The following is a 16,119-nucleotide window of genomic DNA, read 5'->3' on the forward strand; positions in this document are numbered from 1 at the left end:
CTCCTTATCCTAATACGTCGTCGTCTTCAGTTCCGGCACTGGTCACAGCGGCAGGAGCCTTGATGGAATCATGAAAATCGGGATTGAGCTGTACATAGACAACGGCGGCACATGCTCCGAGAATACCCAACCCAACAAGATTGATACCGGTTACAAAGGTAGCAAGTGTAAAACCGATGAAGAAAAATGGCATGAGTGAACGGGCTTTCATCATGTTAATAACCATCGCATACCCGACGACGACGATAAATCCACCGGAAACTTGCAAGCCATGTGTAATCACCGGGGGTATAGCGTTCAGCCATTGGTTGACGATGCTCGTTCCGGCAATGGCAGCGACGGCACCGGTTGGAATAGCGACGCGCAGCCCTTGAAGGAAAAGCGCTCCGATATGGCACCATTCAATGCCGCGGAAATTGGCCTGAGCGGCAAAATGATCGGCTTGATGCTGAAAGAATACAGCGATGGTACGTACGAAGATGGTGAGCACCTGGCCGGCTGCCGCGAGTGGAACGGCAATGGCAATACCTTCACCGATCGATTGATGTCCGACAATAACAATGATTGAAGAAATGGTCGAGGCCAGCGCAGCGTCGGGAGCCATAGCCGCTCCGACATTCATCCACCCAAGTGCAATCAGTTCAAGATTACCGCCAAGAATGATTCCTGTTTGAAGATCGCCTAAGACAAGACCGACCAGCGTACAAGCAACGATCGGCCGGTGAAACTGACGTTCATCCATAACGCTGGCCATACCGCAAACTAATGAAACGAGGATAACGAGAATAAATTGCATTGCATTCATAGGATAAAACCCTCCTTCTCTAATGTCTTATATCAGGCCTTTGCTTTTCAGCCTGTTCATAAAATCAGAGCTTTGCGTATTCGGTAATTGCTGCAGAATAAGCTTCACACCCCGTTTATCCAGTTCCTGAAAGGCTTTAACGTCTTCCGGGGATACGGAAACCGCTTCGGAAATCAGCGTCATCCCTTCCTTGAACGTAATTCCGCCGACATTGACCTGGGTCACTTCAACCCCTTCATCCATGAGCCGCAAAACGTCCGTCGGATTCTCGACAACCATCAGGACATCCAGATTCTCATAAGTCGGATTCTTATAGCAGCGCGCGGTTTTGGCGATCGTCATGACATAGGATTTTGTTCTTCCCGGAGCCACCTGAAGCAAAAGTGTTTTTCTCAAATCGTCTTTGGCAGCGCTGTCATTTGCTGCGATAATTGTGCTGGCACCTACATGGTTGACCCAGTTGTTTGCCACTTGCCCGTGAATCAGACGTGAATCAATGCGTAACCATTTAATTTTCATCCCAATACATCTCCTTCATCTTCCATTGCGCTGTTGGCCATCTTCTGCCTTGCAAAAATGTCGCGAAATGATTTAATCCCATCCGCCCCCGCCTGTTTTGCCGTTTGGACAAGGTCCTCCAGTGTTCCGCCTGCCAGTCTCTTTCCAAGAACTTCGATAACCATCGGCAAATTGACACCGGTAACGATGTCCATGTTGTTCCGGCGGGCGACAAATCGGCTTGCGGCGTTGTAAGGGCTTCCACCAAAAAGATCAACAAGAAACAATACAGCATCGTCATCAAAACTTTCGGTAATGATTGCGTATTTCTCCAGAAGATTTTCTATACCTTCTCCAGGTTTGAATGTGACCTGCTCCACGTTTTCTATATTTCCGAAAATCATCCTGGCCGTGCTAATCAGAGATTCCGAAAAGTTTCCGTGTGCGGCAATAACTATGGCAACCACTCTCTAATCCCCCCCTTCTCTCTTGCTTACACTTTTATCTAAGCAATTTTCGTGCCAATTTGCGTATTAAAAAAAGAAACCATGAAAAGTAGCTCCATTCATGGCCTCTTCCGATCCTCATTTTTTGAAATTGACACAGTAATCTATTTTTTTGAAACAGTATCGTTTAAAATGGTTCACTGACGGCAGAACACCGGCTATTTGGCACACAGTACGCTTCTCAAGCCAGGTTCAATACACTTTTTCCAAGTTCATCCGCCAGCATATCGACCAGATACAAAGTTTCTCCTTTGCCTAGAGCGATGTTCAGCTTATACTGAATGACCTGAAGCGGCTCTGAAAGAAGATCGGACATTTTTTCTTTCTCCTGACTGACGGTCTCGGTGTATTTCAGCGGCGTACGCGTGATTTCCCGCTCCAGCGCAAAAGAAAGATGCATAATGATCCGAATCTTTGTCGCGTTCTTAAAATGCACATTCAGTGCCCTCTGGAGCGTCTTATTAAATTCGTTGATTGCCTCCACCGCTTTTTTCGGATTGAGATAAGTCAGCATATTCTGCAGGCTGTCTTCGCATACACCCTTAACAATGACATTGGACGGATTTTCTTTCACCGTTACCGGTTTTCTCAGGATGGCCTGTTCGATGATATTCTGGCTTTCGCCGCCGATAAATTGCTGCAGCGTAATATAAGGTACACCATCCAGTTTAGGATCCTTCGCACCGATGCTGGCAATGATCCGGTACTTGTCCGTCAGCTTCTGCGCCTGTTCATACAGCCCCACCATGGATACCGGGATGATCCGGATATTCTCATTGGTCAGGCTGCGCAAGTATTCGCTGATGATCGTCTTGATGCGCTGGGCGGTCCCCTTTCCCGTCGTACATATGGTCAGGACCGCTTTCTGCTTCCCGTCTTTTTCAACATCTGCAATCATTTCGCTGTTGGCTCTTACCATGCGAAGCGATTCCGCGATGGAATCGAGGTTCAGGTGCAAATAATTCGCTTTCTTTACCGCTTCGAGAATCAGCGGTGTGGATACCATATCGATGGCGCGGACGGAGACGCCCGCCGATGCGGCGATTTTTTCTTCAAAATAATAGAGCGATCCCATATCGACCATCATCAGCACCCCTTCACCCTGGTTCATTTTTCTCACCGTATGAACGATGTCTGCAAAAATATCTTTAAAACTTACACTGAGCGGCATATCGATCGCCGCGACCGGATAATCGCCGAGTAATTCCTTGGCGACGCGGACCATTGAGCTCGCCGTTTGGTCTCCGTGCGCCGCAACAACGATTCCCACATTTTTCCGGCGGGACAATTCTTCTGAAGAGGACAGCAAAACCGCAATGTATTCAATTTCAATCTCCGGAACGTTTAAGTTGAATGCTTCAACAATCAGTTTGGCGATCGCGCAGGCCGCCCTGTATTCTTTTGAACCCGGAGAAACCATGTTTTTCCTCTCTTTGGGAAGGACAGACAGTTTGCGGGATGTGTGCCGCATAAATGAATCCAGATGAAGCAGGATGAAAGAGAGAAACTGCTCGCTGATCTGGTGACCGAGATAACGCGTGCATGTCGCTTCTATCCTGGGGGCAAGGGACAGCATGCCGCTGTCTATTAGTGTCTCCAGCCGGCTTCCTGTGGTCTGCTGATAAAATTTAGTGAAGTGCGCCTTGATATCTTTGCTGATAAACGTCTTGATATCTTTGGTCGACAGCCCCTCATCAGAAAGAAATTGATATTTCCCGGAAATAATTTTATAGATGTCCACCGGAGGCTCGTAGCCCTCGTCATCGATCATCAAACCATCCTGCCTGCCGATAATGAGTGTTTCCTGCGTCAGATATTTGTCCAGCTGGTTGTTTATCTCCTGATCGCGTGAAATAACGCTGAGGCCTTCCTTCATCTCCGACGGAAGCATTTTTCCCGTCAGCGAAATACAATCGCTGTTGAAATTGTTCAAAAATCCCTGTGCACAGATCAGCTGCACATTGGATTTTAACTGACCGACATTTCCGAACGTGACGCTGCCGATCAATGCCCGGATGACATCTGCACTCACTTTGAACTGATTATTTGTGCGTCTGGCTTCGCGTGACAGCAAAAATTTCGTCAGCTCGACTTTCTCCAGCGGGCTGCGTTCGTTGAATTTCGGAATGTTAATCGTAACAGGGATGCGCCTCAGGAAAGTTTGCAGCAGCGCGGATTCCGGATCGGCCGTGGTTGCCCCGATAATCAACACATGCGATTCCCGTTTGATGCCTGTCTCCCCCAATTTGCTGTATTTCCCGGTGTCCATAAAATAAAAGATCATTTCCTGACCTTCAGGAGGCAGCCGGTGAATCTCGTCAAGGAAAAGAATGCCTCCGTCAGCCTTGGCCACCAACCCTTCCGTATCGCTGTCAGCGCCGGTGAACGCGCCCTTGATATAGCCGAACAGATGCCCGAGGAGAAGCTGGGCATTATTATAGTAATCGGCACAGTTGAACACGATAAACGGCGAGTTATCGGCCAGTCGTTTTGTATACTTGGCATAGCCGTGCATCATATGCGCGAACAATGTTTTTCCTGAGCCTGTCGGCCCGAGAATCAGGGTGTTCAGTCCGCGCGGGGGATAGACCACGGCCGCTTTTGCCTGAGTCACGCTCGCTTTGAGGCTCTGGTCCGCACCGATTAGCTGGCTGAAGGGGTCCTTTTCGGGAAGCGACTTGGGTTTACTCTTCTTCTGCTGTAATAAATCATTGACCGACCGCGCTTTAACAACGGACACGTCAATGACATTCCCGAATACGCGCTGCAGAACGGAAGCCGGAACGTATAATACCGGACGAGTAACAAATTTAATGACCTTATTTTCTCTGACCAGATTATTCAGCTCTAAACAGGCATTGCTTCGGAGCATACCCAGATGCGCGGCAACTTCTGAGGCAGGAACACCTGATTTGCTTAATAATGTGTTCTTGTCCATCCCGTCGCATTGTCTGACCAGTTCTTCGTATACTTTTTCTTTTCTGCGCGTCATCGTTACCCCTCCGTTGTGTCAACCGGTTTCATCTGTACGGTCACAGTACCCGTTCCAATTAAACCTTTGTTTAATACATTCGAGAAAAAAAGCCGGAATCCTTCTCATCTGAAGAGTACAATTAATTGTCGGAGTTTTCAAGCTGATTATCTCTATGAGCGGACTGTTCGACAAGCATTCGGACAGTCCGCTCTGTTACCCTCTGAAAACAACAGCCGGCTCTTTTGTCAGGAGCCGGCCAGTGCTATAATTTTAATTCTCCGAGCCTGAGCAGTTCGACAACCGCCTGGGACCGTCCTTTCACACCCAATTTTTGCATCGTATTTGAAATATGATTGCGGACGGTTTTTTCACTGATAAAGAGTTCTTTAGCAATGTCCCGGGTTGTTTTGTCCTGAACAAGCAGTTCAAAAACTTCTCTTTCCCTCTTCGTCAGCAATGGTTTTGGACGATGGTATTCTTCCTTCAACAATTCCCCCTCCTTGCTCAGCAATAGAGCGGGCGGGGAAGGCTTTTAGTCCCTATATTTTATGAAGACGACAAATGATTCGTGAGCAACATTTTCAGAAATGGTTGCTATTAAAAGGTCCTCTGGAAATGCCGTTACTGGTTGTCGCTTCCGAAAAAGTCACGGAAAGACTGAGCCATAGTTGCCCGGTTCAGGGAGGCGATCGATGTCGTCAAAGGAATGCCTTTCGGGCAAACTTCGACGCAGTTCTGCGAATTTCCGCAGCCTTCGATCCCGCCCTTGCCCATGATGGCCCGCAGCCGTTCCGCCTTGTTCATCGCTCCCGTTGGATGGGCGTTGAACAGCCGGACCTGCGAAAGCGGAGCGGGACCTATAAAGCTGGATTTGCTGTTCACATTAGGGCACGCTTCAAGGCAGACACCGCATGTCATGCACTTTGCCAACTCATAGGCCCACTGGCGTTTGCTTTCGGCCATGCGTGGCCCGGGACCAAGATCATACGTTCCGTCGATTGGAATCCATGCCTTCACTTTCTTTAAGGCGTTGAACATTCTGGTGCGGTCGACGACCAGATCACGAACGATTGGAAATGTGCCCATCGGGGCCAGACGGACCGGTTTCTCCAGTTTGTCGATCAGCGCCGTGCACGCCTGACGCGGTCTTCCGTTGATGACCATGGAGCAGGCGCCGCAGACTTCTTCAAGACAGTTCATCTCCCACTGAGGCGGAGAAGTCTGCTCCCCCTTTGAGTTGACCGGGTGGCGCCGAATCGCCATCAAAGCGGAAATCACGTTCATATTCGGCCGATAGGGCACATCAAACGATTCTATATAAGGGGTCGCATCCGGCCCGTCCTGGCGTGTGATGATCAGCCGTACTGTTTTTACCGTCTTTGCTTCACTCATGATCCTTCCCCCTTAATGTGCTTTTGAATAGTCACGTTTCCGCGGTTTAATCAGTGAGATATCCACATCTTCGTACTCAAAATCGGGTCCGTTTTTCTCCGGGTTGAACTTTGCTTTAGTTGTCTTGAGCCATTCCTTGTCATTTCTTTCCGGAAATTCAGGTTTGTAGTGCGCGCCGCGGCTTTCGTTGCGATTATAGGCGCCAAGCGTGATCACTCTCGCCAGTTCGAGCATACCCCAAAGTTCACGGGTAAACGAAGCACCGCTATTGCTCCATTTTGATGTGTCATTGATATTGATCTTTTTATAACGTTCCATTAATTCCTGTATCTTTTCGTCCGCTTTCAGCAGGCCTTTGTTTTCACGGACAACGGTCACATATTTGGTCATCCATTCACCGAGTTCTTTATGAAGGATATACGCATTTTCATTTCCGTCCATCGCCAGGATCGCATCATTTTTCCCCTGTTCCCGCTGCAATGCTTTATCAAAGAGCGCGGACGAAACATCCTCACTCTGTTTGTCGAGGCTGGCGACATATTCGACAGCATTCGGTCCGGCGACCATGCCGCCGTAAAGTGCAGACAGCAGCGAGTTCGCACCGAGGCGATTGGCTCCGTGATACTGGTAATCACATTCTCCGCAGGCAAACAGACCCTTGATATTGGTCATCTGGTTGAAATCGACCCAAAGTCCCCCCATCGAATAGTGAACGGCAGGGAAAACGCGCATCGGCACTTTATGCGGATCTTCGCCGACAAATTTTTCATAAATATCGATAATTCCGCCCAGTTTGACATCCAGTTCATGAGGATCCTTAAAAGAAAGGTCGAGATAAACCATGTTCTCCCCGTTTATTCCGAGATGTTTATTAATGCAGACATCAAAGATTTCGCGTGTCGCCACATCGCGGGGAACGAGGTTGCCGTAAGCCGGATACTTTTCTTCAAGGAAATACCACGGTTTGCCGTCCTTGTAGGTCCACAGGCGTCCGCCTTCTCCGCGCGCGGATTCGCTCATCAGTCTGAGTTTGTCTTCTCCCGGAATGGCTGTCGGATGAATCTGAATAAATTCACCGTTTGCAAAATACGCACCCTGCTGGTAAAGGTCTGCAGCGGCATATCCGGTATTGATCATCGAATTTGTCGATTTTCCAAAGATGACGCCCAGTCCGCCGGTGGCCATAATCACGGCGTCTGCCCGGAAAACGGAAATTTCCATTGATTTCATATCCTGGACGACGATGCCGCGACAAACCTGATCGTCATCAATGACCGTCGAAAGGAACTGAGTATATTCGTGCTTGTGCACGAGGCCGCGGACTTCCTGCCGCCGGACCTGCTCGTCCAGCGCGTACAGAAGCTGCTGGCCGGTCGTCGCGCCCGCATAAGCCGTCCGATGAAACTGTGTGCCACCGAATCTTCGGAAATCCAGCAATCCTTCCGGGGTACGGTTAAACATGACCCCCATGCGGTCCAGTAAGTGAATGATACCCGGCGCCGCTTCGCACATGGCTTTCACAGGAGGCTGATTGGCGAGAAAATCGCCGCCGTATATGGTGTCGTCAAAATGCTGCCACGTTGAATCCCCTTCGCCTTTCGTATTCACTGCTCCGTTTATACCGCCCTGGGCGCACACAGAATGCGACCGTTTTACCGGTACGACTGAAAAAAGATCGACTTCAACACCTGCTTCTGTTGCTTTGACCGTGGACATTAAACCGCCGAGGCCTCCGCCTACAACGATGATTTTTCCTTTACTCAATGGGCTCACTCTCCTTCATAGATTAGTAGTCTCTCTTATTATGCGATAAAAGCAAATAGAGCGCTGATGCCGACGTAGCCCAGCAAGAGAAAAATGATAAGCGATACATAAGTCCCGATTCGCTGAGCACGCGGAGAGACGAGCAGACCCCAGTGCACACAGAACGACCAAAGCCCGTTCGAAAAGTGAAAAACGGCTGATAAAATGCCTATGATATAAAAAGCAATAATCCAGGGATTGCTGAGAATATGAGCCATCATTTCATAATTCAATGGTGTTCCGAGTGCCATAGCAACTCTTGTTTCCCAGACATGCCATGCAAGAAAAACAACCAGAAACAAACCGGATAACCGTTGAAGCAAAAACATCCAGTTTCTAAAGAAGCCAAAATTTCTGACATTGTTTTTTGCAGTAAACGCAATGTAAATCCCATAAATTGCGTGAAACAAAATTGGTAGATAGATCAGTACAATTTCCAAAAAGAGCAGATATGGAAGATTTTCCATAAAAGACGCCGCTTGATTGAAAGCCCCAGGTCCCTTTGTTGCCTGAAAATTGACAGTCAGGTGGACGACCAGAAACAGGCCGACGGGAACAACCCCTAACAGAGAATGCAGGCGGTGCCGGGCGAAATCATTTTCAGCCATGATACTTCCCCCTCCGACAGAAATGTTAGCGCTTTATTATTTGGCTGGTTGCCATTCTTTGATGACATCTATTTGTCACAAATTCATTGTAACCCTCGGTTTTTTGACAGTCAATGAAAAAGTGGAAACGCTGTCTTCTATGTTGTCGTAGTGAATTTAAGAAAAAAAAGATATAATAGTCGGAGAGGGAGATGAAGAGATGACTAGGGGCGACATCTATCCGCAGCCTGAACACTTTGGTGATGCCAGTGTTCCGGCTTTTGGCTATGAATTAATCAGAAATGAATTGATATCCGAACTACTTGGGGAAGAAGCCGCATCGATTCTTTATTGGTCCGGCCGGAAAATCGGCAGGCATTACCCACTGAACAGCGAGGAGCAGCTGACAGAATTTTTTGCGCAGGCAGGATGGGGAACGTTAACACTGGTTGATAAAGGAAAAAATAAAATCACTTTTGACTGCCGGTCGGCCCTCATTGAATCAAGAATCAAAGATTATCCCGAATCCGTTGTTTTTACTCTGGAAGCCGGTTTCATTGCCGAACAGATGCAGCGGATTCTCGGATTTGTGGCGGAAACCTATACAGAAATACGGACAGGCCGCGAAAAGAAAGTTATATTTTCAGTGAAATGGGACGCGAAGGATTCGGTTGACAGAAGCATAGAGGCTGCAGAGTGAACGTGAACCGTCCGGTTGAAAATGAAAGATTAAAAGGGACCCGCTGGGATTGCATCCAAGGGGTCCCTTTTTCTACCTGTCCTGGGCTTGAATCAAAGGCTGATTGATTCCTGCTCCGCAAGGTGAAAAGTTTCATGAAGCGTGTCCAGCGCTTCCAGAAGCCTGTCTTCATCGATGATGGTCGAAACCTTGATTTCAGAAGTGCTGATCATTTTGACTTTGATATTTTTTGCGGCCAGTGCATGAAACATTTGGGCGGCCACTCCCGGGTTTGAAGCCATGCCGGATCCGACAATCGATACTTTGGCCAGTTCGGATTCAAAAATCAAGTGGTGAAACTCCAGTTCTTTTTCCTGAGTGCGCAGCACGTCGACCGTTTCATTCAGCACATCGTGATCGATTGTAAAAGACAGGCTTGTCTTTTCCTCGTCAAGCACATTCTGAACGATGACGTCGATATTGATGTGCCGATCCGCGATCGCGTCGAACACCCGCGATACGGCGCTGACACTGTTCGGGAGCCCGAGCAGTGTCACTTTCGTTACGTTTTTTTCAAATGCAAGCCCTCTGACAGCCTTTGCCTTCTCCATTGCAACTTCCTCCTTAATCACCGTGCCTTCCTCATCCGTGAATGACGAGCATACAACCAGTTCGATGTGGCTGTTCTTTGCATATTCAACGGCCCGCGGGTGAAGAACGCCCGCACCCAGATAAGCCATTTCAAGCATTTCATCATAGCTGATTTCTTTCAGTTTTCTGGCTTTGGCCACATAACGCGGATCCGTAGTAAAGACACCCGTGACATCCGTATAAATTTCACACTTTTCGGCACCGAAAGCCGAAGCCAGCGCGACAGCCGACGTGTCCGATCCGCCCCGCCCGAGCGTCGTGATCTCGCCGCTTTCCGTAACTCCCTGAAAACCGGCAACAATGACGATCTTGCCTTCTTTCAAGTGCGGACGGATCTGTGAAGTATCGATCGACCCGATCCGCGCACTTTCATGAACGTCCTCCGTCTTGATCCCAGCCTGCCAGCCCGTGAAGGAAATCGCCGGACAGCCCCGCTCAATCAGTACCATAGCGAGGAGAGCGATCGTCACCTGTTCGCCCGTTGACAGAAGCACGTCCATTTCCCTTTTTGACGGCCTGTCCGAGATCTCGCCGGCCATTGACACGAGCGCATCCGTTGTTTTACCCATTGCAGAGACGACGACAATCACCTGATTGCCGGCCTCCTTCTTCCTGATAATCCTGTCCGCAACCCTCTGCAGTCGCTCCACCGTTGCTACCGATGTTCCACCAAATTTCATTACTGTTAAAGCCACTCTTCACTCGCTCCTTTAGCTGTTGACCGGCATAAGATCTGCCGCCGCTCCTCCCCGCGTCCTCTATGTGAAAATAAGCGGGACGATCTTTGAAAGAGCACGTACATCCTTTAATTTGAACATCCTGGGTGATAAAAAGAACAGCGAGAATCCCCGCTGTTGAACAGTCAAACGTTTTCCAACATGCTGAGATAGTCCTCCACACCCTTGAGTGTGACAGCCCTGCACTTGTTCAGTGCAGATCCAGCCGGTCGCGTGATGAACCGCACCCGGCTTCGGCAGGCTTCCCTTTCCGCCGCGGTCGGTGAAGTTCATCCTTCTCACGCGGTTTAGTCATGAAGACTGCTCCTCTATCACTTCAGATATTTGAAAAAATTAAGTTACCGAAATTATAACAAAACTTATGCCCTGAAACAATACTTTTTAAGTGGGATTGTCCAAATATTTTTTCACGGTCTCTGCTATTTTCTGAGGCAGACCGGCTTCCATTAAATTCTCGCTGCTTGCCTCGCGAATTTTCTTCACTGAACCGAATTTCCGCAGCAGCGCCTGCTTTCGCTGTTTGCCGACCCCCGGTATATCATCCAGTACGGAATGAATCATGGCTTTGTTTCTGACCTGCCTGTGGAACGTGATGGCAAAACGATGCACTTCATCCTGAATCCGCTGCAGAAGATAAAAAGCCTGGCTGTTTCTGGCAAGAGGAACAGGCTGCGACTGCTCGCCTATGACAAGCTGCGAGGTTCGGTGCTTGTCATCTTTGACAAGACCGCAGACAGGAATATAAAGGCCGAATTCATTTTCCAGAACATCAATCGCCGCAGACAGCTGGCCCTTGCCGCCGTCGATCAGGATCAGATCCGGCAGAACCGCGCCTTCCCTGAGCAGCCGGGAGTAGCGCCTGCGGATGACTTCTTTCATCGTCGCGTAATCATCCGGACCTTCAACCGTCTTGACACGGTATTTACGGTAATCGCTTTTTTTCGGGCGCCCGTCCTCAAAAACAACCATGGCTGAAACAGGATCCGCTCCCTGAATATTTGAGTTGTCGAACGTTTCAATACGGCGCGGCGCCGGCATGTCCAGCGCTTCACCCAATTGTTCAACGGCGCCGACCGTCCGCTTCTCGTCGCGTTCAATCAAAGCGAATTTTTCTTTAAGGGCAATCTGCGCATTTTTGATCGCCATCTGCACAAGTTCTTTCTTTCGTCCGCGCTGCGGCTGAAGCACGGCGGTCTCAAGCATCTGTCCGACCAGCTGCTGATCGACATTATTCGGAATCAGCACTTCTTTAGGCTTGATATGATTCTGACGGGAATAAAATTGGCCGATAAAAGTCAGAAAATCTTCTTCCGGTTCCTGATAAAAAGGAAACATCGACGCGCCCCGCTCGATTAATTTTCCCTGGCGCATAAAGAAGACCTGGACGCACATCCATCCTTTATCATAGGCGTAACCAAATACATCCCGGTCATCGAGATCATTGAAAATCACTTTCTGCTTCTCCATCAAAGTTTCGATACTGCGAATCTGATCGCGCAGCTCCTTCGCCTTTTCAAAATTAAGCTGATCCGACGCTTGCATCATTTCTTCATTCAGCCTGAGCTTCACATCCTGATAGCCGCCGTTCAGAAAACGGGTGATGTCTTCGGCCATTTCCCGATACGTTTCCTTCGGGATCTCATTGACGCATGGCGCCAGGCACTGGCCGATATGGTAATACAGACAGACACGGTTCGGCATCGTATGGCATTTTCGGAGCGGATAAAGCCGGTCAAGCAGCCGCTTGGTTTCATTCGCAGCCGTCACGTTCGGATAAGGGCCGAAATATTTGCCGCTCCTCCGGCTGACCTTTCGTGTGATGATCAGACGGGGATACGTCTCCGATGTCAGCTTGATGTAAGGATAACTTTTGTCATCCTTAAGCATGATGTTGTATCTCGGCTCATATTTCTTGATCAGATTGATTTCAAGCAGAAGAGATTCGATTTCCGAGGACACCACAATATACTCAAAGTCATCAATATCTGCGACCAGGCGCTGCGTCTTGGCATCGTGCGACCCGCTGAAATAGGAATGAACGCGATTGAACAGATTTTTGGCTTTTCCGACGTAGATGATTTCTCCCTGTATGTTTTTCATTTGGTAACAGCCCGGCTGCTTCGGCAGCAGGCTGAGTTTCTCTTTGATTTTTTTGCTGACCATGTTTCATTCATCCTTTATAAGCAAAGACTGTCAGGCAGAATATGATTAGAAAACTTAGCTTCGCCAAGCCTTTGGCACGGGCGTTGCCTTAGTTGCGCTTATACTATAATTCTTAAAAAATTTTATACTTATAGTATAAAAAAACAGAACACCTGTATTCTTTTATTATTACCGAGATCCGGAAAAGATTCAACCGTCCCGGCGTGAAATAGAGAAAACCGGAGCAAAAGCGCTTAACGCGTTTTTGCTCCGGTTTTCTGATCTGTACCTGATCCGCCCAATCAGCTGATGTGCTGCTTGATACGGTCGACCAGGGCTTCCTTCGGCGTAAAGCCGACAACCTTATCCGCAATCTCGCCGTCTTTGAAAAGAAACATTGTCGGAATACTCATGACACCGAATTTGCTCGCTGTAGCCTGGTTTTCGTCAACATCCAGCTTGACGATTTTCAGTTTATCCGATAATTCGGAGTCGACTTCTTCAAGAACCGGAGCCATCATTTTGCATGGGCCGCACCATGTCGCCCAAAAGTCGGCAAGCACGAGTCCTTTCGATGTTTCGTCCGCAAAGTTTGCGTCATTTACCTGATTGATAGCCATTAGATAATGACCTCCTTGTATCATTCATTATGCCTTATGTGACAAAGTATAGCATCTCCACTTAAGAGATGCTATTATTCAGCTCACGTGATGACTTCCGTCCCGAAAAGCGTTTATTTGAACTCGACAACCGTCACACCGCTGCCGCCTTCACCCTGGCTGCCGAGACGTGAATCTTTAACCCTGGGGTGCCTCTCGATCAGTTTCGTCACACCCTTTCGGAGCACCCCGGTTCCTTTCCCGTGAATAATCGAAACACGCGGATACCCGGCGAGCATTGCCTCGTCCAGGTACTTTTCGACTTTCAGCATCGCGTCTTCGTAGCGCTCGCCGCGCAGATCCAGTTCCGGCTTCACCGTCTGGCCAGACGTGCGGACATTGACCACGGGACGCACTTTTTTCTCTTCCCTGACGCTTTTAAGATCCGTTTCGGCCACGTTCATTTTAAGTATTCCCGCCTGAACGAGATATTCGTGATCATTGATTTTTTCTACGATATAGCCGTCCTGCCCGAAGCTAACAATCTTCACATGGTCGCCCGGACTAAATCCGGCAGCCGCCTTCTTCACCGGAACGGAAGGCGTTTTGCGGTCCGGCTGGTCCAGAGCGTCCAGAGCATGGGACAGCCTTGTCTTCGCGTCGATGAGCTGATGCTCTTTTACCTGACCCCGATCTCTGTAATGACGCAGCTCATCGATAATCTTCTCTGCTTCAAGCCGGGCTTCCCGCAGCGAGCGTTCTGCTTTTTCCTTCGCCTGTTTCAGAATCTGGTCTTTCTTTTGTTCCAGTTCATTCAGCTGTTTGGTCAGAGATGCCTCTTTTTCTTCCGCCTCAAGCTTGAGCCGGCGCGCCCTTTCTTCTTCCTGTTCCGCTGCCTTCCGGTTCTTCTCCAGCGAGGCGATCATTTTGTCGACCTGGTTCGTTTCACGGCTGATCTGAAGTCTCGCAGCGTCGATAATATCGGCCGGCAGACCGAGTTTTTTCGAAATTTCAAACGCGTTGCTGCGCCCGGGAACGCCGAGCAGCAGCCGGTAGGTCGGACTGAGCGTCTCCACATCGAATTCCACGCTCGCGTTCATGACTCCCGGCCTTTCATAGGCATACGCCTTCAGCTCGCTGTAATGAGTGGTGCAGACGATGGTCGCCCCTTGTGCATAAACAGCATCCAGAATAGCGATCGACAGCGCCGCCCCCTCCTGGGGATCGGTGCCGGCGCCAAGTTCATCGAATAAAACAAGGCTGCCGAAATCGACTTCCTGCATGATTCCGACAATGTTGGTCATGTGTGAAGAGAACGTGCTGAGACTCTGTTCAATAGACTGCTCATCGCCAATATCGGCGAAAACTTTTTTGAAAACACCGATCTCGGAACCGTCTTCCGCAGGTATCTGAAGCCCTGACTGGGCCATCAGTGTCACCAGGCCGATCGTTTTCATCGAGACGGTCTTGCCCCCCGTGTTCGGACCGGTAATGATCAGTGCATGGGTATGCTCGTCGAAAATAACATCGATCGGCACCACGTGCCCTGGGTCAATTAGCGGATGGCGCGCCTTTTTCAGTTTAATGATCCCCTGGTCGTTGAGCATTGGACGCGAGCCTTTCATTGCGTGTCCATAATCAGCCTTCGCAAAAATAAAGTCCAGATGAGCGAGGCGGTCAACCTGCTCTAACAGAATATCCGCCGATTCCGCTGTCTCCCCGGTCAGCACGCGCAGGATTCGTTCAATTTCATGACGCTCTTTCGCCCTGGCTTCGCTCAGCTGATTGTTCAGGTCGACAATGGCCTGCGGTTCAATGAAAAGTGTTGCACCTGATGCCGACTGATCATGCACAATACCGCCGAATGCGGCACGGTATTCCTGTTTGACCGGGATCACCTGACGATCGTTGCGGATCGTAATGATGGGGTCCGACAGCATTTTCGATGTGCCGCTTGAATGCACGATGCTTTCCAGTTTCTGTTTGACACGGCTGTCGGCTGTCCGGATCTGGCTGCGGATATGGCGGAGTTCAGGACTCGCCGAATCCATGACCCCTCCCTGGTCGTCAATCGCGCTGCGTATTTGCCGTTCCAGACCGCCCGCCGGCTCCATGTCCCGGACCAGCCCGGTCAGTATCGGCAGTTCGAGCTTTTCGGCTTCAGCCAGATCGAGGATAAAATTTTTCATCAGACGCGCACCGCGGATTGTATCGGCAATGTCGAGCAATTCCCTTGCCTGAAGCATGCTCCCTATTTTGGACCGTTTCAAACCCGGCCTGATATCGGTGATCCCTCCGAAAGGCACCGACCCCTTCAGGCGCAGCACCGTGGCCCCCTCATCCGTTTCCTCCTGGCGTTCCCTGACCTCTCGTACATCACCTGATGGCGCAAGCTGCTCGATCAGGTTCTTGCCAAGCGAAGAAGCCGTGAAATTCATCAGCTTCTGCTTTATTTTTCCGTATTCCAACGCTTTAAGCGCATGTTCGTTCACTAGCTGCATCTCCTTCTGGAGAATAATTAAAAAAATCACACTGTATATTAGAAAACTTGGCGAAGCCAAGCCCTGGCGCAGGCTGAGCCTTAGTTGCGGGGGGCCAGGACGGCCTAATGCCGAACGTGCCGCAGGACGCGGCGATCTGTTCGGTCGCTTACACGATAATCCTTTAAATTTTTATACTTTCCTATAGTGTAAAATAGAGCGGATAGAAATTTCGAGACAGCAAAAAAAGGATTTTTTCTATTTCA

13 protein-coding genes and 1 riboswitch are annotated in these 16,119 nt (G+C 49.4%); of the genes, 1 reads left to right on the forward strand and 12 read right to left on the reverse strand.

Translation table 11 applies throughout. The features are described from left to right. Positions 1-4: 4 nt before the first annotated feature. The 8 genes from IEX81_RS01070 to IEX81_RS01105 form a co-directional block, all read right to left on the reverse strand. On the reverse strand, positions 5-805 hold the full coding sequence (locus tag IEX81_RS01070; protein ID WP_188800954.1) for a PTS mannose/fructose/sorbose transporter subunit IIC: 801 nt from the start codon (positions 803-805) through the stop codon (positions 5-7). Positions 806-832: 27 nt separating this feature from the next. Next, positions 833-1,324, reverse strand: a complete 492-nt coding sequence (locus IEX81_RS01075; RefSeq protein ID WP_188800956.1) for a PTS sugar transporter subunit IIB — start codon at positions 1,322-1,324, stop codon at positions 833-835. Then, positions 1,321-1,770 carry a PTS sugar transporter subunit IIA gene (locus IEX81_RS01080; protein ID WP_188800958.1) on the reverse strand — a complete coding sequence of 150 codons (450 nt, stop codon included), beginning with the start codon at positions 1,768-1,770 and terminating at the stop codon, positions 1,321-1,323. The genes IEX81_RS01075 and IEX81_RS01080 overlap by 4 nt, the downstream gene beginning before the upstream one ends. 220 nt (positions 1,771-1,990) lie before the next feature. Beyond that, the gene (locus tag IEX81_RS01085; RefSeq protein ID WP_188800960.1) at positions 1,991-4,801 is read right to left on the reverse strand and encodes a sigma-54-dependent transcriptional regulator; all 2,811 of its coding nucleotides are present in this window, start codon (positions 4,799-4,801) and stop codon (positions 1,991-1,993) included. A 244-nt stretch (positions 4,802-5,045) separates the two neighbouring features. Then, on the reverse strand, positions 5,046-5,270 hold the full coding sequence (locus tag IEX81_RS01090; RefSeq protein WP_010026148.1) for a helix-turn-helix domain-containing protein: 225 nt from the start codon (positions 5,268-5,270) through the stop codon (positions 5,046-5,048). A 134-nt stretch (positions 5,271-5,404) separates the two neighbouring features. Then, a complete protein-coding gene (gene sdhB / locus IEX81_RS01095) occupies positions 5,405-6,175 on the reverse strand; it encodes a succinate dehydrogenase iron-sulfur subunit (protein ID WP_188800963.1) in 771 nt (256 codons plus the stop codon). Between the two features lie 12 nt (positions 6,176-6,187). Continuing rightward, positions 6,188-7,939 carry a succinate dehydrogenase flavoprotein subunit gene (gene sdhA, locus IEX81_RS01100; protein WP_188800966.1) on the reverse strand — a complete coding sequence of 584 codons (1,752 nt, stop codon included), beginning with the start codon at positions 7,937-7,939 and terminating at the stop codon, positions 6,188-6,190. 38 nt (positions 7,940-7,977) lie between these two features. Further along, positions 7,978-8,586, reverse strand: a complete 609-nt coding sequence (locus tag IEX81_RS01105; RefSeq protein WP_188800969.1) for a succinate dehydrogenase cytochrome b558 subunit — start codon at positions 8,584-8,586, stop codon at positions 7,978-7,980. A gap of 199 nt (positions 8,587-8,785) precedes the next feature. On the opposite strand from IEX81_RS01105, the gene IEX81_RS01110 reads away from it, so the two are divergent. Further along, on the forward strand, positions 8,786-9,265 hold the full coding sequence (locus IEX81_RS01110) for a YslB family protein (RefSeq protein ID WP_188800972.1): 480 nt from the start codon (positions 8,786-8,788) through the stop codon (positions 9,263-9,265). Between the two features lie 92 nt (positions 9,266-9,357). On the opposite strand, the gene IEX81_RS01115 is transcribed toward IEX81_RS01110, so the two are convergent. The 4 genes from IEX81_RS01115 to IEX81_RS01130 form a co-directional block, all read right to left on the reverse strand. Beyond that, positions 9,358-10,590 (reverse strand): aspartate kinase, encoded by a 1,233-nt coding sequence (locus IEX81_RS01115; protein WP_188800974.1) that lies wholly within the window; start codon positions 10,588-10,590, stop codon positions 9,358-9,360. Between the two features lie 184 nt (positions 10,591-10,774). After that, positions 10,775-10,951, reverse strand: a riboswitch (Lysine riboswitch). 62 nt (positions 10,952-11,013) lie between these two features. Further along, positions 11,014-12,795 (reverse strand): excinuclease ABC subunit UvrC, encoded by a 1,782-nt coding sequence (uvrC, locus tag IEX81_RS01120; protein WP_188800976.1) that lies wholly within the window; start codon positions 12,793-12,795, stop codon positions 11,014-11,016. A 281-nt stretch (positions 12,796-13,076) separates the two neighbouring features. Continuing rightward, entirely contained in the window at positions 13,077-13,394 is a 318-nt protein-coding gene (gene trxA / locus IEX81_RS01125) for a thioredoxin (RefSeq protein ID WP_188800979.1), read from the reverse strand. Between the two features lie 113 nt (positions 13,395-13,507). After that, the gene (locus tag IEX81_RS01130) at positions 13,508-15,865 is read right to left on the reverse strand and encodes an endonuclease MutS2 (RefSeq protein WP_188800981.1); all 2,358 of its coding nucleotides are present in this window, start codon (positions 15,863-15,865) and stop codon (positions 13,508-13,510) included. Positions 15,866-16,119 lie beyond the last annotated feature (254 nt).

This window comes from Sporolactobacillus putidus (assembly GCF_014647035.1).
Classification (GTDB): Bacteria; Bacillota; Bacilli; order Bacillales; family Sporolactobacillaceae; genus Sporolactobacillus; species Sporolactobacillus putidus.